The organism is Clostridium saudiense (assembly GCF_000577815.1).
In the GTDB taxonomy this organism is placed as follows: Bacteria; Bacillota; Clostridia; order Clostridiales; family Clostridiaceae; genus Clostridium; species Clostridium saudiense.
The window spans coordinates 37,669-60,954 of the sequence record NZ_CBYM010000019.1 but is presented as its reverse complement, the minus strand read 5'-3'; the positions used below and the strand labels follow the sequence as shown (position 1 = coordinate 60,954).

Below are 23,286 nucleotides of genomic sequence, written 5' to 3'. Positions count from 1 at the left end.
TTTGTAACTACTTTTTTATGTCTAAATCATTTTTTCAAATTCTTCTTCAGTTAAAACAGTAACTCCTAAATCTTGAGCTTTAGTCAATTTAGAACCTGCCTCTTCTCCTGCAATAACATAATCAGTCTTTTTACTTACACTTCCTGAAACCTTAGCTCCTAAACCTTCAAGTTTAGCCTTTATTTCACCTCTAGAGTAATTTTGCAATGTACCTGTTACTACAACTGTCTTACCATTAAAAGAACTCTCTACTATTACAGTTTCTTCAAATATAGGTTTTACTCCTAAATTGAATAATTCTTCTATTGTATTTAATACTTTTTCTTCATGGAAAAATTCTAATACACATTTAGCTACTATATCACCAACATCTTGGACTGAAATTAACTCTTCAAATGTAGCATTTTTTAATCCCTCAATAGATTTAAACTTATTTACTAAATCTTTAGCAGTTTTAACTCCTACATTAGGAATTCCAAGTGCATATATAAATCTATATAATTCTGGTGTTTTACTTCTTTCAACTGCATCTAAAAGATTTTGAGCCTTCTTTGGTCCAAATTTATCTAAAGTTAATAGTTCATCAAAATTAAGTTTATATAAATCTGCTATTGATCTAATATCTAGTTTTTCGAACAATTGCTCTGCTGTCTTTTCTGAGAATCCCTCGATATTCATAGCATCTCTACAAGCAAAATGAACTATACTTTTTACCAATTGCGGCTTACAAGATAATGTATTTTCACAGAAATAATGTGCTCCATCTAAAACTAAATGACTTCCACAAGCCGGACAAGTTTCTGGTACTTTTATTTCAGTAGCATTTTCTAGAGAATCTTCTACAACACCCATAATTTCTGGAATAACATCATTAGATCTTCTTATGAATACTTCTGCTCCAATCATTACTCCTTTTCTTTTAATATCATCCATGTTGTTTAAAGTTGCTCTTTTTACAGTTACCCCTGCTAGTTCTACTGGTTCAAGTATTGCTGTTGGTCCAACTCTTCCACTTCTACCAACATTCCATTCAACATCTAATAATGTAGTCGTAGCTTCTTGAGCTTCAAACTTAAATGCAATTGCCCATTTTGGGAATTTAATAGTATATCCAAGTAGCTCTCTAGTTCTTATGTCATCAATAGCAATAACTACTCCATCAATATCATAATTTAAATCAAATCTCATATCTTTGATTTCGTCTATATATTTTTTTACATCCTCTAGATTGTCTGCATACCTTATATATGCATCCATAGGAAGTCCCTTTTCCTTTATAAAGTTTAACATTTCTTCATAACTTTTAAAGTTTTGCCCTTCTTTATAACCTACATCATAAAAGAACGCAGAAAGTCCTCTTCTTGCTGTTTCTTTAACATTTAAATTTCTAAGTGCTCCTGCTGCCCCATTTCTTAAATTCTTAAGAGGAGTTTCTGATGTTGCATTATATTTCTCAAAAGCTTCAGTAGTCATAATTGCTTCACCATGAACTTCAAACAAGTCTCCTTTTGAAGTTTTTAAAGGAATAGATTTTATTGTCTTAACTTGAGCTGTTACTACCTCACCAGTTTCACCATTTCCCCTTGTAGCTGCAACTTCCATTACTCCATCTTCATTATAAGTTAAATTAATAGTAAGCCCATCAAACTTCTTTGTTATTACATATCTTAATGGCGGTAAGTTTTCGCCTCTAGAATTCATTTCATTTACAAATTTAACATTTCTATTATGCCAATCTATTATTTCTTCAAAGCTTTGTGCTTTATCTAAACTCCATAATCTAGCTTTATGTGTATATTTAGAAAACCCTTGTAAAGTAACATCTCCAACTCTTTGTGTTGGTGAATAAGGAAGTACATATCCTGTTTCTTCTTCTAAAGCCTTTAATTCATCATATTTACTATCATATTCTTTATCTGTAACTGATGGATTATCTAAAGAATAATATTCATAAGCATATTTATTTAAAAGTTCAACTAATTCTTCTATACGAGCTTTCTTATCCATTAAAATCTTCCTTTCTTAAATGGCAATTTATAAAAGTTCAAGCTTTGCCATTGATAACATTAAGTTCTTTATTCCTTGTTTATCAAATGCAATAGTTAATTTTTTATCTCCATTAACATCAGCAACTGATACAATTGTTCCTTCTCCAAACTTATTATGCTTAACTTTTCTTCCCATAGTTGCCTCTGCTGCTGTCATTAATGAAGATGAACTATTTGAATTTGTTGAACTATTTGTTCTTGATAGCCCACTTCCACCAAAGTTTCTATTTTCAAATGTTCCGTAATCACTTCTTAAACTATGTGGATTACTATAAGTTGGCTTAAATCTATTAGTTGAAGGTGTCTTAGCTGCACCCTGAGTTAAGTCTCTTGTTTCTCCAGTCATAGATACATATTCTCTTAATTCTGGCTTAATTTCTGAAATAAAGTCTGATTGAGGATATGCAACAGTTCTACCAAATACTCTTCTTACTTCAGCAGATGTCATAAATAAGGTTTCTTTTGCTCTAGTTATTCCAACGTAACAAAGTCTTCTTGATTCTTCCATTTCAGCATCACTATTAAATGAAGCTTGACCTGGGAATATTCCATTTTCCATTCCAACCATAAATACAACTGGGAATTCTAACCCCTTTGCACTATGAATGGTCATTAATACAACTGTTCCATTTTCATCTTCTTCATCTTCAAGTTTATCAGTATCTTGAACAAGTGATACCTTTTCTAAATAAGCTTCTAATTGAGTTTTATTTATATCAAAATCAGCTGATCCACTTCTCTTTTCTGCTTCATATGTTTTTTCAAAATCAACAGCATCTGATACTAATTCTTTTAAGTTTTCTATTCTACTCTTATCTTCTATTTGCTTTGAAGCCTCAAGTTCTCTAATATATCCTGTATCCTCTAGAATTGTTTCTATTAAATGTGATACTGGAACAGTCTCAGATATCATCATTAAATTTTCCATAAGTTCCATGAACTTTTCAATACCAGCACAGTTTCTCGCTGTTAGTGTTGGTATAGTTCTAACTTCTGATAATGCATCCCATAAAGTTAATTCATAACTTTCAGCAAAATCTAAAACTTTTTGTATAGTTGCATCTCCTATTCCTCTTTTAGGAACATTTATAATTCTTCTTAAAGCTATACTATCTGAAGGATTAACAAGCACCTTTAAGTAACTTAACATGTCTTTAATTTCTTTTCTATCATAGAACTTTGTTCCACCAACAATTTTATAAGCTATTGCAGCTCTTCTTAAGCTTTCTTCAAATATACGTGACTGAGCATTTGTTCTGTAAAGTATAGCAAAATCCTTGTATTGTCTATTTTGCTCTCTTTTTATTTTTTCAATTTGATTTGCTACGAAAGTACCTTCATCACTATCTGAAAACGCTCTATATATTTTAATTTTACTACCTAATTCTTGTTCAGTTCTTAATACTTTACTTTTTCTATTTGCATTATTAACTATAACAACATTAGCTGCATTTAATATATTACCTTTTGAACGATAATTTTGCTCAAGTTTTATAACCTTAGCTTCTGGATAATCCTTTTCAAAGCCAAGGATATTCTTAATATCTGCACCTCTCCATTGATAGATACAGTTGTGAACTACAATATCATTTGCAATATAGTTTCTTGCATTATCTATATTTAAATCATAAACGAATCCACTATATAATTCTCTTTCAATAGATACTATTCTATCTTCTTCTATTACACCATTATTATTTACAGCTATTATCATACCTTCTCTTAAACTTCCCATTGGCATGAACATAAAGCTCTTATCAGTACTTAATTTTGCTTTTCTTAATATTTCAAAATCTTCAACTGCGGCTAAATTTCTTGTAAATTCTTCTGCTTCATCATATAAAGCTCTTTCAGTTTCTACTCTATAGGTATTTCTCTCACCATTTCTAACATTAAATCCAGCAGATACAAACTTTTCTCTTTCTTCTTCTCCTGATGAATTTAATCCAATTCTATGGCTACATAATCCCCTTTGTATAGATTTTTTACCAGCAAAGAAGCTTATATTAACTCTCTTTCTAACCGAATTTTCCCTTATAACTGCATTACATAAATGATGTGGATATTCTTTATATAAATACTCTTCTTCCATAAGCCTTTCTGCTGCATCAACTGTATTTATTTCTTCAAACATTTTATTTATTTTCTCTTGAGATAAAACAATGTTTCTGCCTCTTGCATTAAATACCACTGTTGGTATTCCATATTTAATAGCATAATATTGTTCATAATAAGTTGCATCTTCTTTAGAATCACATACCTTTATTACCCAAATCTTATCTGCCTGTTCTCCATTTAATCTTACAGCTAATCCACTAGTATTTTTATTCTCTCTACTTCTTATAGATGAGGTTTGACCTATTCTATATCCAAGTCCATTTTTATACATTAAGTAAACATAATACTTATCTTCTTCTAATGCCACTTTTCCAAAAGTTAAATGATTTGGTGTTGATTTAATTACCTTTCCATTAACAGTTCTAACCTTAATTACTTCATTAGTATACTGTTTCTTACTTATATCAGTAATAGGTAAAATAGCTGTTTCTCCATTACCAGCTGCAACAAGTATATTATCTCCACACTTTAAATCTTCAATTTTCTTTGTTCCGTCTTTTGTAGTTATTAATGTTCCTTCAACTAAACATTGGTCATCATCACCTACTACACATAAATTTCTATGTTTAGCTGCAAGCAAAGTCACCAATTCATATTGAGCTCCATTTGTATCTTGATACTCATCTACCATGATATATTGAAACTTTCTTTGATAAAACTCTAAAGTCTCAGGATCTTTCTTAAATAATTCAACAGTCTTACAAATTAAATCATCAAAATCTAAAGCATTATTTTCCTTCAATCTTTTTTGATACATTTTATAAACTTCAGCAATCTTCTTTTCCCTAAAGTTTGATTCATGTTCTCTATAATAAGAATCAGCACTTTGCATATTATCTTTTGCTTTGCTTATCTTACCCATTATTTCTTGTTCAGTAATTTCTTTATCATTAATTTGAAGAATTTTTATACATTCTTTTATAAGTGTCTTTTGATCTGTTCCATCATATATAGTAAAATTCTTTTTATATCCTAACTTTTCAATTTCTCTTCTTAATATTCTCACACAAGTAGAGTGGAATGTTGAAATCCACATATCTTTGGCCTTATCTCCTATAATAGCCTGAACTCTTTCCTGCATTTCCTTTGCAGCCTTATTAGTAAAAGTAATAGCTAAGATTTTATATGGAAAGATATTAAGATCTTCTATCATATGAGCCATTCTATAAGTTAAAACTCTAGTTTTTCCTGAACCTGCTCCTGCTAAAATAAGTACAGGTCCATCCACAGTTACTGCGCCTTCATATTGTTCTTTGTTTAATAAAGATTTTAAATCCAAAAGAACATCCTCCCTTCAAAAACATATCTAAGTCAAATACCTTCAAAATCAAATCGAACGTATAATCTATCTAAAGCTTATTATAGCATAACAGTATATATTATTACCTTAAAATAAAAATTTAATTGTATGTTTATGGAATTTTATGGTTTTTATACCCTGTTTATTTATCAAATTTCCACTCCAAAAATTGCAAATTTAAAAAAGAACGCAAAAAAACGCAACCCTTGGGGCCAGGTTGCGCTTCAGCAATAAGCAATAAATAAAAAGGGGGCTATTTAATTCCTTTTATTTATCCTTGCATTAATATTATAGTAGAGAAAAAATTATATTGCAAGGGATTTTTGAAAAATATCTTGCTGATTTTTAACATCATGAATGTTATTCTATCATTTTTTGTTTTCTTTCGTTAAAAGCTCTTTAAAATGGCTAATTCCTCTTCTGTTAACTCTCTATATTCGCCTTCTTCTAAATCTTCATCTAAAGGTAAAGTTCCAAATTCTGTTCTTTTTAGATATACAACGCTCTTACCAACAGCTTCAAACATTCTCTTAACTTGATGGAATTTTCCTTCTTGAATAGTTACCATAACTTCTGAACCTTCATCAGTTGCATTTAATATTTCAAGCTTTGCTTCTTTACATAAATAACCATCATCTAAAGTAATTCCAGCTTTAAATTTTGCAACATCTTCATCAGTTACTTTTTTATCTATTTTTGCGTAATAAACTTTATCAACTTTCCATTTAGGAGAAATTAATCTATGATTTAATTCTCCATCATTAGTTAATAATAATAACCCTACTGTATCCTTATCTAATCTTCCAACTGGGAATGGTTCAAATACTTGATGATCAATTTCTAATAAATCAACAACAGTTTCATCTCTGTTATCATATGTAGCTGAAACAACCCCTTCTGGTTTGTTCATCATTAAATAAATAAATTTTCTATAAAATATTTCTTCACCATTAATTATTATTTTATCTTTTTCAGGATCAACTTGCATTCCACTATCCTTAGCTATTTCTCCGTTAACTTCAACTAATCCACTTCTGCAAATTTTCTTAAGTTCTTTTCTTGTACCATATCCTAAATTAGACAGTACCTTATCTAGTCTTTCCATACAACACCTCGTTAAACTTTATATAGCTTATTCTATTATTAATATTCCACAAATGCAAGAAATTAAAAGTACCGCTTCAATAGAACCTTCAAAATATGAATGTTCCATTAAAACGGCATTTCTTATTTTACTTCAAATTCTATTGTATCATAATCTTCATAAGGAATATCTTTATGGAAACTCTTAGCTAATACTAAAACTCTATAACTTCCATTTTTAAATGGAACAAATGTATAGTAACTCTTTCTACTATAACTTTGAGATAATACCCATTCTCCATTTATCATAATATAAAATTCATAACAAACTTCTTTTCCACCATGTGATGTTGCTTCAAAAGTTACTTCTTGTCCTATTTTGAATTCATCAGAGTAAAGCTGTATTTTAGTAGAATTAACAGGAGTTACTTCTTGAACATAGATAGAAACCTCTTTTTTACTATCATATTCTTCAGTAGACTTCACATTTTTCGCATAAATTACAAATGAATATTTTCCAGGACATTTCGGCTTTATTTTTATTGCTTTTTCTGTTACAAATCCAGTATTTTCTACCTCATATCCATTTATCTTTGTAACAAATTTAACTAAAACATCTTTAGTATTTTTAACTATTGCTTCAACATTAATAATATCATCTACTAAATAAATTTCCTTACTATTTAATAATACATAATCAATATCCGCTGCTATATAATCCTTTGCATCTATAAATAATGATGTTGATGCATCATATGGCCTTGAAGAAAATTCATCTTTAACTTTAATATCTACTTCATATGTTCCTGATTCAGCTGGAATAAAATCAATCCAATTATTTATTCCATAATCTATACTTTCTTTTTGAATTCCTTCTTTATAAATTGTAAATTTATAAAGAGGTTTTATACCACCATCAGTTTTTACTTTAATATTTATTTTATCTCCAATTATACACTTTCTGCCCTTATCACACTTAACATCAGATATTCTAACTGGCTTTTCTCCCTTATTAAAAATTTCATATTGAATAGAAGTAATATCCTCATGATCACCTTCAAATGAAATATCTTTAACTTTTAATGTTATTTTATATTTGCCCTCATCTCTAGGTTCCCAAACACACTCATTTCCTCTAATATATCCACTATCTTCAGAAATAGGCCCTTCTATTATATATCTATATAATAATTCTCTTCCTCCATCAACATCTGCCTTTAAATTAATAACAGTTCCAGCTGCTTGTGGTGATTTAACATCACTTTTAAAACTCCTAATTTTAATTTCTTCATACGGATCAACGTTATATAATATAACAGCCCTATCATCAAAACTTTTTGATGAAAACATATCCCTTACTAAACATAATAATTTATATTGACCAGGAACCTTTTCTTTAAACGTGACTATGCTTCTAGAAGAAAAATCTTGAATACAAATAACCTTTCCTTCCTTATTTACCTTCAAAAATTTATATAGTAATGGCCTATTTTGCTGATAATTTGATTCCACCTTAAAAATTAATTCTTCATTTACTAACTTATTGTTTGTTAAGCATTCAAAATTAGTAATTTCTATTTTATCTAATTCATTAACTTCAATCTTAACAGTAGTAAAATCATCTACATTTCTTTCAGAATCTATCTTTTTACATTCTATTAATATTTCAAAATTGCCAGCTTCAACTCCAGTAAAAATATATTCTCTCTCAGTGCTATAATCCCTTAGAATTTCCCAATCCTTTTCTCCATTAACCCAAAATCTATATAATACTAAATCTTCCTTAGAAGTTACACTTATCGTAGATTTTTCACCTACTCTTATTTTATTATTAACTTCTACTTCTTTTATCAACTTCTCATTTTCTATAACTTCATATTCTGATTTCCCAAGATAATCGTATGATTTCTTACATGAAGTTGATTTTCCTTGAACCATTATCATGTATCTTCCTGGCTTAGAGGGTTTCCATGTACATATATTGCTTTTAGAAAAATCCTGTATAGGCTTCCAAATTCCTTCTAATCCTTCTATAAATTTATATTCAACATCATCATTTTCAGTTGAAAATGCTGTAATATTTACACTCTCGTTCAAATCAGCAGGGCTTTTATTGTCAAAATCAATTAGTACCTCTTTCATTTTTCTTCCCCCTCACCATATTATCTATAATTAAGTTAATCACTTTACATAGCTTTATCGTTTTACATAATTTTCTATATAAATTATACTCTTTACTTTGCAAAATAAAAACTGAAATTTGTCTATGAAAGTATAAAAAAAAGAACAAACTATAGATATTTTTCTACAGTTTATCCTATATTTTTTTCTTTTATTAAATATAATAAATTTTTTCGTAATCTATCGTCATCTTCATAAGACCTTTTCTTTGCATTTGGTGTCTTTCCACCGCCTCTTCTTATCTTTTGAGATAAATGTCTTTGTTCAAGCATAGCACCTATATTTTCATTAGTATAAATATATCCCTTTGGACTAATTACACTAGCTTTTTTCCCTAAGCAAATGGCAGCTACACCATAGTCTTGTGAGATTACAATATCATTACTTAAACATTCATTTACAACCTTCATATCAACACTCTGAAATCCACTATCCACAATTCTAACTTCACCATAGCTTACATTTATATAGTGATTAATATCACAATATATTATAAGCTCTAATCCATATTCCTTTGCTATATTTACAATAATGGAGATACCAGGACAGGCATCTCCATCAACAATAATCTTCATTGTACTAAAACTTAAGGTAAACTCCTTTTCCCATCGTCAAAGGAGTAAGTTCGCCTTGCCAAATATAAAATTTGGAGGCTTACTTAAGTCTTGCTTCTAATTCAGCTTTTAAATCTTCGAATCCTGGTTTACCAAGTAAAGCAAACATATTCTTCTTGTATGCTTCAACACCTGGTTGGTCAAATGGATTAACTCCTAAAAGATAACCACTAATTGCACAAGCTTTTTCGAAGAAGTAAACTAATTGTCCAAAGTAATATGGTGTTAATTCTGGAATATTTAAAATCATGTTAGGAACTCCACCATCACAGTGAGCTAATAATGTTCCGTTGAATGCTTGTTTATTAACAAAGTCAACTGTCTTACCAGCTAAGAAGTTTAATCCATCAATATTTCCTTCAACTTCTTCTATAGTAAGTTCTTTTGTAGCTTTTTCTACATTAAGAACTGTTTCAAACATTATTCTGCTACCATCTTGAATGAATTGTCCCATTGAATGTAAGTCTGTTGAGAAATCAACAGCAGCTGGGAATATACCCTTTTGATCTTTACCTTCTGATTCTCCATATAATTGCTTCCACCATTCATTAAAATAGTGTAATGAAGGTTCATAGTTAACTAAAACTTCTACATTCTTTCCTTTATTGTATAATGCATTTCTCATAGCTGCATACTTATAACAATCATTATCTTTTAATGATGGGTTAGAGTATTTTTCTCTAGCATCAGCAGCTCCTTGCATTAATTCATCTATATCAATTCCAGCAACTGCGATTGGTAATAACCCAACAGCTGTTAATACTGAGAATCTTCCACCAACATCATCAGGAACTACAAATGTTTCGTAACCCATAGTGTCAGCTAATCCTTTTAATGCTCCTCTTTCTTTATCAGTAGTAGCAAATATTCTTTCCTTAGCTCCATCAACTCCATATTTCTTTTCCATGAAGTCTTTGAACATTCTGAAAGCTATAGCTGGCTCAGTAGTTGTACCAGATTTAGATATAACATTAACAGAAACATCTAACCCTTCAATAGCTTCAAATAAATCGCTAATATATGTTGAACTTATGTTATTTCCTACGAAGAATACCTTAGGTGTCTTTCTTGCATTATTTGGTAACATATTATAAAAGTTATTTGTTAACCCTTCTATAGCAGCTCTTGCTCCTAAATATGATCCACCAATACCAATAACTATTAATACATCTGAATTTTCTTTAATTTTGTTAGCTGCAACTTTAATTCTTGCAAATTCCTCTTTATCATAATTTACAGGTAGGTCTAACCATCCTAAAAAGTCGCTCCCTGCACCAGTTCCTTCATGAACAGTATTGTGAGCAAAATTAACCATACCTTCCATTTTATCTAATTCAGCCAAAGATGCATATGGTTGAACTTTTGATAAATCTAAACTTAAACCATTTTTCATAATTTTACCTCCGAATATTGTGGTATTTTTAACATTTTTTATTATATCATAATTTATCTTATGCTAACAATTTAAACCCAAATTATTTATCTATTTTGACGACATTATACGATATTACTTTCCGACTTTTCAAGACCTAAAATAATTTTTGTAATCCTACACTATAAATTCCTTATTTTTATAGAAATTTATAAATTATTTATCATTAATTCTTATATGCATATCCATATATATTATATTCATAAATATAATTAGATTATTCACTTAAAGAGTTAACAATAGTTTCTATACTTTGCTCATCTAACGATTTTGCCTTACCTATAGTTCCACCAAGTTTTGTCCATACATAATTATGAACTTCTACACCATTAGAAAAATCTAACCCTTTCCACTTCTTTAATTCTGTATCAAGATATTCATCTCTACCATTTAGCTGATATAAAACTTTATCTATGTTATCTTCAGTTATCTCATCTTTTCCCCATATGTTACCATCTTCAGCTATTATTATAGTATTTGCCATACGATGAATCATATCATATATTGTGTTAATATCAACAGCTTCAGCTGTAATATTCTCTTCTGTGTTATCAACATTTTCTTCTTGTATTTCTACCTCATTTTTTGATTCACTTACCTTGTTCAAAGCAAAATTAACTATTTCATATCCATTTGCCCATAAAACAGCAACAGTTGAAAGCGATAATATTAAAACAATTATAATTATTATAGCTTTTTTTGCTTTAGAACTTCCTTCTTCATAATCATCTTCATCTTCCTCATAGTCATTTTCATATTCTTTTGCATCAACAGTTTTAAATTCTTCTATTTTTTCTTTATCCTTATTTTCCATTTCATCTTTTCCCATATCAATACTCCTTTCACTTCTTCTCTTAACTATAACTTAAATCAATATCAACATATTAATATTTAATAAAATACTTTTTACCTAGTTACTTACACCCTTAAGTTCTTCTATTTGAAAATTCACTTCATTAATAAATTCTTCAAAACAAATCCCTCTATCCATAATATCTTTAGCTATATTAGCATTTCCAATATATCTAAAATGCCATGGTTCATAGTTATATCCTGTAATATCTTCCTTTCCCTTTTGATACCTAAGAATAAAACCATACTTATAGCAATTATTATATAGCCACTTAAATGCATCAGTATTTTCAAAACCCTCATCTAAGTATGGATAATCATTACACACTATGTCAATCGCCAATCCTGTTTGATGTTCTGATGCACCTGCCTCAGCTGTATATTGTCTAGTTTTTTCAACTCCTTTTACTTCTACTCTTGAATTATATAAATTTTCTTGAACGCTATAACTTCTATATCCAGAAATAGCTATAAGATTAACATTATCATTCAACGCAGCATTAAACATTTCCTTTGCTGCATTACTTGTCCTCTCATCTAACTGCTTACATTCAATATACCCTTCAAAAGCTATATCTGACTCAACCAAAGTACTAGGCACATAATCATCCTCAAGTTTATTATTTTCATTTACTAATATAAATAATTCATCATTCAATATACCTTCTAATCTTTTAATTTCATTACTTTTTAAAGTATCACTATCTGTACTAAAAGATTTATTCTGCTCTTGACTTCTAGACTTTGCTAACAAACCCTCTTTATTATTTATCTCCTCTATACTTTCATTTTTCTTGCTACTATTAACACTACTTTTATTATTATCTATATTATTATCACTTACGTTTCTAATTCCTAATGCAATTGCAACAACTACAAATATCCAACAGGACATTATTTTTAATTTATTAACCTCATTTCTATTATTCATATCCTCCTCCTATTAACACTATAATATTTGGTATATATTACCATAGTTTTTACTATAATACTTTTCACAACCTTTTTCTAGTAATTTTCTAAAAAAGCAGATAAGATTTTACCCTATCTGCTTTATAATTATCATAGTAAAAATTATGTCCATTATTAAATTTCATCACGCACTTACTGTTAAATTTTAACACATTTTAATTGTTTTTTCCATACAACTTTCAATATTGTAAATAAAAAAACTCGGAATGCTTAATAAAAGACATTCCGAGAATTTTATTTATTATTCAAATTCAATAGTTGCAGGTGGTTTTCCTGTACAATCATACATTACTCTGTTTACACCATTAACTTCATTTACTATTCTAGTAGTTACTTTTCCAAGAACTTCCCATGGTAAATCAGCAGATTCTGCTGTCATGAAATCACTTGTAGTTACAGCTCTTAAAGCAATTGCATAATCATAAGTTCTTTCATCACCCATAACTCCTACAGATCTCATATTAGTTAAAGCTGCAAAGTATTGACCGATTTCTTTATCAAGTCCAGCCTTAGCTATTTCTTCTCTATAAATAGCATCTGCATCTTGAACTATTCTTACTTTTTCAGCAGTTACTTCACCAATAATTCTAATACCAAGTCCTGGTCCTGGGAATGGTTGTCTGTATACTAAATGTTCTGGTATATTAAGCTCTAAACCAGCTTTTCTAACTTCGTCTTTAAATAATAATCTTAATGGTTCGATTATTTCTTTGAAATCAACGTAATCAGGAAGTCCTCCAACATTGTGGTGAGACTTAATTACAGCTGAATCTCCTAATCCACTTTCAATTATATCTGGATAAATTGTACCTTGAACTAAGAAGTCCACAGCTCCAATTTTCTTAGCTTCTTCTTCAAATACTCTAATGAATTCTTCACCTATGATTTTTCTCTTAGTTTCTGGATCTTCTACCCCAGCAAGAGCCTCATAGAATCTTTCTTGAGCATTAACTCTAATAAAGTTTAAGTCATATTGACCTTCTGGTCCAAATATAGCTTCTACTTCATCTCCCTCATTTTTTCTAAGTAAACCATGGTCAACAAATACACAAGTTAACTGCTTTCCAATAGCTTTTGATAATAAAACTGCTGCAACAGATGAGTCAACTCCACCTGATAATGCACATAAAGCTTTACCATTTCCTACTTTTTCTCTTATTTCTTCAATTGTCTTTTCAACAAATGAATCCATTTTCCAATCTCCAGAACACTTACAAATGTTATAAACAAAGTTTGATAACATCTTAGTTCCTTCTTGAGTATGCATAACTTCTGGATGGAATTGAACTGCATATAAGTTCTTTTCTGCACATTCCATAGCTGCAACTGGACAAACAGGAGTATTTCCTATAATTTTAAATCCTTCTGGAGCTCTTTCTATGTAATCAGTGTGACTCATCCAACAAATTGTTGATGGTGCAACACCTTCAAATAATTTTGATTCAACATCAACAGCAACTTCTGTCTTACCATATTCACTTACAGGCGCAGTAGCAACTTTTCCTCCAAGTACATGAGACATAAGTTGTGAACCATAGCAAATACCAAGTACAGGTATTCCTAATTCAAATATAGACTTATCACATAAAGGAGAATTTTCACCATATACACTGTTTGGCCCTCCAGTGAAGATTATTCCTTTTGGGTTCATTTCTCTTATTTTTTCAACGCTTAAATTATAAGGATGAACCTCACAATATACATTACACTCTCTAACTCTTCTTGCAATTAATTGATTATATTGACCACCAAAGTCAAGTACTAATACTAATTCTCTACTCATTAGAATCCTCCTAATGTTTTTTCTTTAATTATCTCGTAAAATTATACACTTTTCAACAAAAATGTTAAAATCTAAACACAGAAACTCCAAAAAGGAGTTTCCATATCTAACTATTAACTAAGAACTATTAACTATTAACCATCCAAACTATTCTCTAACACTATAATTTGGTGCTTCCTTAGTTATATTTATATCATGTGGATGACTTTCTCTTATTCCTGATGCAGTTTGAACAACAAATCCAGCATTTTCAAATAAATCTTCTAAAGTTGGAGCTCCAAGGTATCCCATACCTGATCTTATTCCACCTATTAATTGGTATAAAGTATCAGCTACTGGTCCCTTATATGCAACTCTTCCTTCAACACCTTCTGGAACAAATTTCTTAGTACCATTTTGGAAGTATCTATCAGAAGAACCTTTCTCCATAGCCCCTAAAGAACCCATTCCTCTATAAACTTTATAACTTCTTCCTTGATATATTTCCATTTCACCTGGTGCTTCTTCACAACCAGCAAGCATTGATCCCATCATACAAGCACAAGCTCCACCAGCTAAAGCCTTAACTATATCTCCTGAATACTTAAGTCCACCATCAGCAATTACTGGAACTCCATGTTTTCTTCCTTCTTCAGCACAATCCATAACTGCAGTTAATTGAGGAACCCCTACCCCAGCAACTATTCTTGTTGTACAAATTGATCCTGGTCCAATACCAACCTTTATACAGTCAGCTCCAGCTTCAGCTAAATCTCTTGTAGCTTCTGCAGTAGCAACATTACCAGCAATTATTTGAAGATCAGGATATTTAGCTTTTATCTTTTTAACACCATCAATAACTCCTTTAGAGTGACCGTGAGCTGTATCTAATGTAATAACGTCAACTTGAGCTTTAACTAAGGCATCAACTCTATCCATCATATCATTAGTTATTCCAACTGATGCTCCACAAAGCAGTCTTCCTCTTGAATCCTTTGCTGCGTTTGGATATGCTCTAACTTTTTCTATATCCTTTATTGTTATAAGACCTTTTAAGTTGTTTTCTGAATCAACTAAAGGTAATTTTTCTATTTTATGAGTCTTTAATATTTCTAAAGCTTCTTCTAATGTTGTTCCTTCTGGAGCTGTTACTAATGGACTCTTAGTCATAACTTCTGAAATTACTTTATCATAGTTTGTTTCAAAAACTATGTCTCTGTTAGTTATGATTCCTACTAATTGAGTTCCTCTTGTAACTGGAACACCTGAGATTCTATATTGAGACATTAATTCTAATGCTTCTCTTACTGTATGGTCTTCATTCAAGAATATTGGATCTGTAATTACTCCATTTTCTTGTCTCTTAACTCTATCAACTTCTTTTGCTTGATCTTCAATTGTCATGTTTTTGTGTATTATTCCGATTCCGCCTTCTCTAGCCATTGCAATTGCCATCTTAGATTCAGTAACAGTATCCATACTTGCACTCATTAGTGGTATGTTTAGTGTTATTGTCTTTGTTAATTGAGTTTTTAATGAAACTTGATTTGGTAAAACCTCTGATTTGTTTGGTACTAGTAATACATCATCAAATGTGTAAGCTGTTTTTAATATTCTTGCCATACTTAATCTCTCCTATCATAATTATTTATCTTTATATTTATGTAATAAATGCATTTTATATCTGATTATTTATTTTTGGGGTTAATCAAATAAAAAAAAGCATATTAAGTCCGCTATCTATAAGTGAACATTAATATGCTTTTACCCTATACATTATTCGTGTTTAGGTAAGTATATCAAACTCACTCATAGATGAAAATTTAAGGTTTTCAGTAGAAACACCCTGCCATATTCAGGGTTTATATGAGTTGTTTTATTATTCGTGTTTTTTCGCTTTTTATTATTATAGTTTATGGTTTATGGCTTGTCAATATAATAAATTGAAACAAATAAATGCTAATAATATATTTACCATCTTTGTGGTATATTATTAGCATTTATAAATATCTTATTGTTCATTTTTAGTAATTTTGTTAATATCTCTACTTATTTTATGATAAATTATTATTTCAATTCTTATTAAATACTAACAAACTTCACCTTAATATATTTGTTTTATTATAAAACTTATTATTAATAATTATTTGTTATTTTATTTTTTAATAATCTAGTTTTGTATCTTTAAATAATTTTATTATAAAAAAGCAAGTTCTATGTATTAAACATAAAACTTGCTTTTGTAATGATAATATTATTTATTACGTTAATTAAATTATTATTTTAACTTCCAATCCTGTGGATTCTCAGATGGTTTTTTTTCTGAATTGCTTCTTAAAGCCTCATATATCTGCTTGTCATATACTACACACTCACCTTGTTTATATCCCTTTTTAGATAACCAATATTGAGGATAATCACCTTCAATATCCCAATCATATCCTTCACTTGGATTAGATAAAGTTTTATCAGCTGTTACTATATAAACAATATTATTATACACTACCTTCTGCCCCTTAAAATATCCTTTTCCATTAATCCAATATAATGCATCATCTGTAACTATACTCCACTCATATCCTTCATTTGGATATTTTATACTACTAGAATTACTTGAATATGATATATTAGTTAAAGCTTCATAAATAATACCATTATACATTACTTTATCTCCAACGATAAAATTTGTATTCCTCCAATAAGGTATACTATCCGTATCTGTTTTTATATGCCACTCTTTAGCATCTGGTCTTGGTTCAACCGATTTCGCATCATTATCTATATATTCATATACCTCACCATTATATGTTACAATATCCCCTTTTTCATACTTCTTTCCTGTAACATAATAATATGGTCTACTGCTAATTAATTGCCAATCTTCATTTAATGAAGGCTCCTGAATTGTAGCATTAACCGCCTTGTATTGAAAACTACCATACTTAACAATCTCTCCGACTTTATACCTTTTACCACTAACCCATTCTTGAGGATTAGCCCCAGTAACTTTCCATACAAGTTCAGTTAATGGATTATCACCTTGTGTATCAGCTTTAGCTGTATATAAAACACCATTATATACAATAGATTCACCTTTTTTATAGCCTTTAGTTGAAATCCAATATGGTACATTATCACTTAATATTTCCCAACTATATCCTTCATCTGGTTTTTCACTTGTATCATATCTAGCTTTGTACTTATAGCCATTATATATTACTTCATCACCTTGACTAAAGTTCGGATCACTACTAGTCCAATATTTTCTTGAATTAGCTTCTACTACTCCCCAGTTACTATTTCCTCCTGGGTATCCAGAAGAATTTGATATATCAGAATTAGCCTTATATAATACACCATTATATATAACTTGACTATCCTTTTTATATGCCTTTTCACTATTAAATTCTGTAGGATATTCAGAAATTATTTCCCATGAGCTATATTTATATGGCTTATTACTACTGTTAGATATATCTGAGTTTGCTTTATATAATATTCCTTCATAAGTAACAATTGTATCTTTTTTATATGATAATGTTGGGCTCCATTCTAATGGCCAATCTGATATAATCTCCCAATTATCAAATTTATCTGGACTGTTGTCTTGATTACTAAGATCTTTTTTAGCTTTATATAGCACCCCTTTATGAACAACTAAATCACCAGTGTAATATACTAAAGTGTTTGACCATTCTAAAGGTTCATCAGATATTTTTTTCCAATTGTTAAATTTATCAGGATCATTACCACTATTACTTATGTCATGTATGGCTTCATATAAAAATCCATTATATATGACCCTATCACCTTTTAAATATTTCTTAGTACTCATCCACTCTAAAGGTTCATCAGATACTGGTCTCCAATCCCCCCAATACTGTGGATTATTGTTACTATTACTTATATCACTTGTTGCCTCGTATAAAACTCCCTTGTATACAGTCTTGAATCCTGTAGTATATGCAAGTTTATTACTCCACTCAATAGGATCATTTACCGGTATCCAATTTCCATATAAATCTGGTGGATTATTACTGTTAGCTCCTGTCGAATTTCTTGCGACATATACAATCCCATTATATATTACCTTATCTCCAACATTATTAGCTTTACTATTATCCCATTCAGGTATATTTAAATCTACCAATTCATTATTTTGTTTTGGTATATTATACGGCGCTGTAGCAGTATCACCTGAAGATACAATATCTAAAACAACATTAAAATAAATATTTTGATATACACTTTTTTTCCCTTCATTATCAGTTGCTTTTATTTCATATGTATAGCTTGGCCACATTCCGTTCCTAGTTATGTGAATTATACTATTCAATGATTTTATAATATCATTTGATTTTTTAGCATCATTATATGTAGAGTCATTAATATCATGCTTTATATTATCTATATCCGCTTCATTTAATATTGTATTTTTCTTTTTAGTAATTTCAGATATAATATACTCTCTAGCAACATTTACTGCTGAATCCAAATCTAAGTTACTATCAATAATAGTACTATAACTCTTATTTAATTTTGTAGTACCAATTACATAACTTGATACTCCCGTACAAACAATAAGTAATGCCGATAATAAAATTAATACATAAGCTAATGCTGAACCATTTTTTTTCATTATGTCTCCTCCCATTCGATTTATCATTTTAAAGAACATGAACTGATTTTATTTTTTATTTTTATAATAGTAGCTTCACTAATTCTTAATCTTTTTTCACTTTCGGCATACATCAATAATGTACCATTTGTATTATTTACATAAATATTTTTACCAGCTATCATACTTCCACTTAAATTGGTACTGCAATATTCTGAATTATTTATTTCTATATTTCCAGTACATATTATTATCGTATCTGTTAATTGAAGTTTGTTCCATTTCAAATTATTAGTAGTGCTATTATTTATAATCAATTTATTAGCATTAACTAAATAAACCTTATAATCATTTACAGTAAAGTATCTAATTCCTTCGCCAACCACCTTAATTTCATCTGATATTCCTAAATCAGTTATCTTTATTTTTTCTACTCTTGAACCATTTACTTTATCAAAATATAAGTTTTCATCTATTGTTTCCAAAACAATAGATGATTTGTACTCAAAGTTAAATATTGGGATATTTATTCCCTCCCCTTTATTTTGATGTATTCCATAAGCACTATTACTAATTTCATGGTTATATATTTTACTATTAACAACATAATAATTATCCAATTTTTTAGTGTCAAAAAACACCTCCTTATTATTACTATTTATACTTACTATTCCATCTACAGAGTTTGCGAGTAGAATTGGTTGCCTACTTCCACCACTATTTCCCAAACCAGTATTAGTAACATTCATATTAATATCATCATTTTCTGTTGTCTTAACCCCCCCATAATATTCTGATGAAATATTAGTTTCATCCATATTAAAAGTTAATATACCATTATTATTTCTAGCAACTATAGTTGTGGAATTATCTAAATCTTTTGCTAACACCTTGTTATTACTAAGCTCATAATATGCTATTCCAGAATTAATACTCTTATTAACGTAATCACTCTTCCATAATTCCTTTTTCCCACTAACATCAACTTCAAGAAAAACTTTCTTTTCAGTAACTATATCTACAATATATCTTCCTGTATAAATCTGTCCATCATATTGTATTGATGCTTCATTCAATACTTGAATTACTCCAACATCTAGATATCCTATTATATTATTTACTTCAACACCTGTAATTTCATTTTCAATATTCATAATTACTGTTCTAAAGTCATTTTGAATATTAGTTTTATTTTCAGTTCTATTTATTATTTTATATCCCTGTTTAAAAACACTAAAAATAATAGGCAAAACTATCATAGCAATTGCTATAACAGCCATTAATTCAACTAAAGTAAATCCCCTTTTCTTTTTCTTCATACAATCACCTATTTATATATAATTCTTTCGAATCAATACTGCCTCCATAATTCATTTCTACCTTTACTAGATATAACTCCTTATCCGTAACTTTGCTAACATTAACGTTTAGTTCATATTTAGTTGTATAATTTGCTACATTAGAGTATTCAACCGTTGCATCAGTTAATTTCTTTAGCATTTCTTCCATATCATCAAAATACACATAAAAATCTTTATTCACAAAATTATCAAATTTATCTTTTTCTATATAATATTTTCTTGTATCACTACTATCTGAAACCTCTCCTCCAGCTTTTAACTTAAATACATCTAAAGCAGCTTTTAGGTAGTTAGTTGTATCTAAATATTGCTTACTTCTATTTTCAGCTTTTACTATATTCAACATATATGAACTTATTCCAACAAATAAAATAGAAAGGATGGCCATAGCAGCCATTATTTCTACTAAAGTCATCCCTTTTTTTCTGTCATATTTTTTATTTAAAGGAGTTGTCTTTTCCATAAATTCCATCATTGAACTCATAGCTTTCAGCCTCCTCATAATTTAAGTTATAAAAATTAGCTGTTATCCCTGCATTTAATTTAGTTCCTTCAAATGGACTTAATGATATATTAGAAACATCTGCAACCCTAGAATAATTCTCAACAGCCTTAACAAACTTCATTATATCTTCATACTCTCCAGTTAAAGTCATATTAACAATTTGCTTTTTTACAGCTTGTTCATCATTAGCTTCTATGCTCGCTTCTTGTGTTCCCCCCATATCAAGTCCTCTATCAATTTCTGTAACTACTCCATTTTCATCAGTTACAACACCATCACTTGACTTTATTTCTTCTTCTGAAACATCAGAGTTTGAAAAACTCAATGCTCTCATTTCTACATTGCTCCTACTCATTAACCCTTTTAAATCATAAATTATTTGAGCTACTGCTGGTGTTTTTGAAATTTCTTCTAATGCATTATCATATTTAACTTGTAATTCTTTTTGTTTTTCTTCTAACACCTTATTTTGCGCTGGAACCATAGCTACTCTTACTTGTTCAGCTCTCTTTGCATCTAAAGTCATTAAGTTATTAGAATATTGCTCAAGTTGAGGTAATATCAAAAATCTTAATCCTAAAACAAGAGAAAGAATAACAATTGTAGTTGATAATATAACCTTATCTTTTTTAGAAAGATTTTTTAAATAAAGTACAATACTATTCTGTTGCTTTTGCTTTGCTTCCATCTTTACTTACCCCTTCTATAGTAATTGAAAAACTATATTTTATTATAGTGTTTTTATTTATTTCAGAATTAGTTCCTTCTGATCCATTATTAGTCTTATCACTGTTATCTTGTATAACATTTGTTTTATCATTAGCATCATCAGATGCTAACTCTATTATTTCATCCCAAATGTTAACACTACCAGTTAAAGCAATAGGCATAAATGTGCCCCTTGTTGATATACTATCATTTTCTTCATCTAAACTAGATACTTCTATGGTCTCTTCAATTGGATTTATGTAACTAATCTTTGCATTACAAAACTCTTCACTCATTTCTAAATTTGCCAAGAATTCTGGAATTGCACTATATGTAGATGATTTTCCACTAATATTTATTAATCCACTATCAGTAAATGAAAATCCTTCAAATGTTATTTCTTTCGGTACATAAGTATTCAACTTAGAAATAATCTCAGATGTATTGCTTGTACTATTATCTATATCTTTAATTCTATTTATAAAATACTCCATTTTACTAATTTCAGATTGCAATTGTTGATTCTTTACCACTATCTCATTATATCTAGCAATATCTGCGTCAATATTTGCTATTTCCTTAGTTATAATCTTATTGATTACCAAAAACGGAGTCACGATAGCTATTATTGCTATTAAAATTAATATAGGCACTCTTACCAATACTTTATCTATATTGGCTTTATCTTTTTCTTTTTTAATAGTTTTAGGACTTAAGTTAAGTAATTTATTATCATTTCCTCTAAGAAGCAATCCATAAGATGATATATACTTAGGGAAATTATCTTTAAACTTAAGTTTTAATCCCAAATCTGATGGATCTTTTACTAATATACATGGTAATTCAAAATATTTTTCCAAATACTTTTCCATATTAGTCATTATCATATCTGCACATATTATAATAAAGTTTGTAACAGGCTTATTGGTTTTTTCAGAATTATAATATCTTACAGTGTTATTTACACTAGCTAATAAGTTTTCAAAATTCATCATTAACTGTTGATTATTTTCAAAAACATTGGTGACTTGCTTGCTATCTAGTGCTGTAACTGCTGCCTCATCATATACTTCATTAAATATATTCTTAATTCCAAAAGGAAGATTTCTTTCAAATTTTAAAACATTGCCTTCAATTATTCCAAGTGTTGAGCTATCTGCTCCAAAATAAAATATCCCAGTTGATTCCTCACTGGCAATATGATCACTACTTTTTAATACTCGAGCTAGAGAATTAGATAATATATCTATTACTTCTAATTCTTTACCTATTTCTTCTGCTATTTCAATTATTGGATTTATTTTTTCTTTAGTTGCTGCAACTAGCAGTATCTTATATGCTTTTTTTTCTTTTGTATTTATTTTTTCTACTATTTCATAATTCATATAGTAGTCATCTATATCTGGTATAAATTGTTTGAATTCAAAATTTACTGCCTCAATTAAAGCATTATTTTTAAGTATAGGTACTTCTATGTATCTTGTTATTATATCTGTTCCTCTTAAAACAAAGGATACATTTTTAATATCTCTACCATTAACATCTAAATAATCATTTAAAAGTTTAACTATAGAATCTTTATCTCTAACATTACCATCTTTACAATCACCATTTTCTAATTCAATAGTATGTGTCTCATATATCTTATTTTTATTTCCAATAAGAATATTTATAGATGTATCTGTTATTTGGATAGATAGTTTTTTGTTATTCACTATTGACATTAGGCTAC

15 protein-coding genes and 1 riboswitch are annotated in these 23,286 nt (G+C 29.2%); all 15 genes read right to left on the bottom strand.

Features of this window, described 5'->3' with window-relative positions; all coding sequences use genetic code 11:
* Nucleotides 1–21: 21 nt before the first annotated feature.
* The 15 genes from ligA to pilM all read right to left on the bottom strand — a co-directional run bounded on the left by ligA (nt 22) and on the right by pilM (nt 23,278).
* On the bottom strand, nt 22–2,007 hold the full coding sequence (gene ligA / locus TY07_RS10465) for an NAD-dependent DNA ligase LigA (protein WP_042399244.1): 1,986 nt from the start codon (nt 2,005–2,007) through the stop codon (nt 22–24).
* A 27-nt stretch (nt 2,008–2,034) separates the two neighbouring features.
* Entirely contained in the window at nt 2,035–5,445 is a 3,411-nt protein-coding gene (locus TY07_RS10460; RefSeq protein ID WP_042399242.1) for a UvrD-helicase domain-containing protein, read from the bottom strand.
* 409 nt (nt 5,446–5,854) lie between these two features.
* Complete coding sequence (locus TY07_RS10455; RefSeq protein ID WP_042399239.1) at nt 5,855–6,571, bottom strand: pseudouridine synthase; 717 nt, start codon at nt 6,569–6,571, stop codon at nt 5,855–5,857.
* Nucleotides 6,572–6,693: 122 nt separating this feature from the next.
* Nucleotides 6,694–8,691: a triple tyrosine motif-containing protein gene (locus TY07_RS10450; RefSeq protein ID WP_042399236.1), complete on the bottom strand. Its 1,998-nt coding sequence runs from the start codon at nt 8,689–8,691 to the stop codon at nt 6,694–6,696.
* Nucleotides 8,692–8,861: 170 nt separating this feature from the next.
* Nucleotides 8,862–9,305: a YaiI/YqxD family protein gene (locus TY07_RS10445; protein ID WP_042399233.1), complete on the bottom strand. Its 444-nt coding sequence runs from the start codon at nt 9,303–9,305 to the stop codon at nt 8,862–8,864.
* A 79-nt stretch (nt 9,306–9,384) separates the two neighbouring features.
* Nucleotides 9,385–10,737: a glucose-6-phosphate isomerase gene (locus TY07_RS10440; RefSeq protein WP_042399228.1), complete on the bottom strand. Its 1,353-nt coding sequence runs from the start codon at nt 10,735–10,737 to the stop codon at nt 9,385–9,387.
* Between the two features lie 256 nt (nt 10,738–10,993).
* Nucleotides 10,994–11,605, bottom strand: a complete 612-nt coding sequence (locus tag TY07_RS17350) for a DUF6241 domain-containing protein (protein ID WP_052330695.1) — start codon at nt 11,603–11,605, stop codon at nt 10,994–10,996.
* Between the two features lie 81 nt (nt 11,606–11,686).
* Complete coding sequence (locus TY07_RS10430) at nt 11,687–12,559, bottom strand: M15 family metallopeptidase (RefSeq protein ID WP_052330694.1); 873 nt, start codon at nt 12,557–12,559, stop codon at nt 11,687–11,689.
* 282 nt (nt 12,560–12,841) lie between these two features.
* Nucleotides 12,842–14,383, bottom strand: coding sequence for a glutamine-hydrolyzing GMP synthase (guaA, locus tag TY07_RS10425; RefSeq protein ID WP_042399225.1), 1,542 nt, complete (start codon nt 14,381–14,383; stop codon nt 12,842–12,844).
* 147 nt (nt 14,384–14,530) lie between these two features.
* Nucleotides 14,531–15,985 carry an IMP dehydrogenase gene (guaB, locus tag TY07_RS10420; RefSeq protein ID WP_042399221.1) on the bottom strand — a complete coding sequence of 485 codons (1,455 nt, stop codon included), beginning with the start codon at nt 15,983–15,985 and terminating at the stop codon, nt 14,531–14,533.
* Between the two features lie 169 nt (nt 15,986–16,154).
* Nucleotides 16,155–16,252, bottom strand: a riboswitch (purine riboswitch).
* A 388-nt stretch (nt 16,253–16,640) separates the two neighbouring features.
* Nucleotides 16,641–19,001: a hypothetical protein gene (locus TY07_RS10415; RefSeq protein ID WP_042399218.1), complete on the bottom strand. Its 2,361-nt coding sequence runs from the start codon at nt 18,999–19,001 to the stop codon at nt 16,641–16,643.
* Nucleotides 19,002–19,024: 23 nt separating this feature from the next.
* Entirely contained in the window at nt 19,025–20,299 is a 1,275-nt protein-coding gene (locus TY07_RS10410; RefSeq protein WP_042399215.1) for a PilW family protein, read from the bottom strand.
* A 4-nt stretch (nt 20,300–20,303) separates the two neighbouring features.
* On the bottom strand, nt 20,304–20,825 hold the full coding sequence (locus TY07_RS10405) for a PulJ/GspJ family protein (protein ID WP_042399212.1): 522 nt from the start codon (nt 20,823–20,825) through the stop codon (nt 20,304–20,306).
* Nucleotides 20,779–21,534: a type 4a pilus biogenesis protein PilO gene (pilO, locus tag TY07_RS10400; protein WP_042399209.1), complete on the bottom strand. Its 756-nt coding sequence runs from the start codon at nt 21,532–21,534 to the stop codon at nt 20,779–20,781. Before pilO ends, TY07_RS10405 begins: the two co-directional genes overlap by 47 nt.
* Nucleotides 21,506–23,278, bottom strand: coding sequence for a pilus assembly protein PilM (gene pilM, locus TY07_RS10395; RefSeq protein WP_042399206.1), 1,773 nt, complete (start codon nt 23,276–23,278; stop codon nt 21,506–21,508). Before pilM ends, pilO begins: the two co-directional genes overlap by 29 nt.
* Nucleotides 23,279–23,286 lie beyond the last annotated feature (8 nt).

Bases quoted from the DNA above. Each gene is read 5' to 3' on its own strand.
- ligA (WP_042399244.1), bottom strand. From the start codon at position 2,007: ATGGATAAGAAAGCTCGTATAGAAGAATTAGTTGAACTTTTAAATAAA.
- TY07_RS10455 (WP_042399239.1), bottom strand. From the start codon at position 6,571: ATGGAAAGACTAGATAAGGTACTGTCTAATTTAGGATATGGTACAAGA.
- TY07_RS10450 (WP_042399236.1), bottom strand. From the start codon at position 8,691: ATGAAAGAGGTACTAATTGATTTTGACAATAAAAGCCCTGCTGATTTG.
- TY07_RS10445 (WP_042399233.1), bottom strand. From the start codon at position 9,305: ATGAAGATTATTGTTGATGGAGATGCCTGTCCTGGTATCTCCATTATT.
- TY07_RS10440 (WP_042399228.1), bottom strand. From the start codon at position 10,737: ATGAAAAATGGTTTAAGTTTAGATTTATCAAAAGTTCAACCATATGCA.
- TY07_RS17350 (WP_052330695.1), bottom strand. From the start codon at position 11,605: ATGGGAAAAGATGAAATGGAAAATAAGGATAAAGAAAAAATAGAAGAA.
- TY07_RS10430 (WP_052330694.1), bottom strand. From the start codon at position 12,559: ATGAATAATAGAAATGAGGTTAATAAATTAAAAATAATGTCCTGTTGG.
- guaA (WP_042399225.1), bottom strand. From the start codon at position 14,383: ATGAGTAGAGAATTAGTATTAGTACTTGACTTTGGTGGTCAATATAAT.
- guaB (WP_042399221.1), bottom strand. From the start codon at position 15,985: ATGGCAAGAATATTAAAAACAGCTTACACATTTGATGATGTATTACTA.
- TY07_RS10415 (WP_042399218.1), bottom strand. From the start codon at position 19,001: ATGAAAAAAAATGGTTCAGCATTAGCTTATGTATTAATTTTATTATCG.
- TY07_RS10410 (WP_042399215.1), bottom strand. From the start codon at position 20,299: ATGAAGAAAAAGAAAAGGGGATTTACTTTAGTTGAATTAATGGCTGTT.
- TY07_RS10405 (WP_042399212.1), bottom strand. From the start codon at position 20,825: ATGAGTTCAATGATGGAATTTATGGAAAAGACAACTCCTTTAAATAAA.
- pilO (WP_042399209.1), bottom strand. From the start codon at position 21,534: ATGGAAGCAAAGCAAAAGCAACAGAATAGTATTGTACTTTATTTAAAA.
- pilM (WP_042399206.1), bottom strand. From the start codon at position 23,278: ATGTCAATAGTGAATAACAAAAAACTATCTATCCAAATAACAGATACA.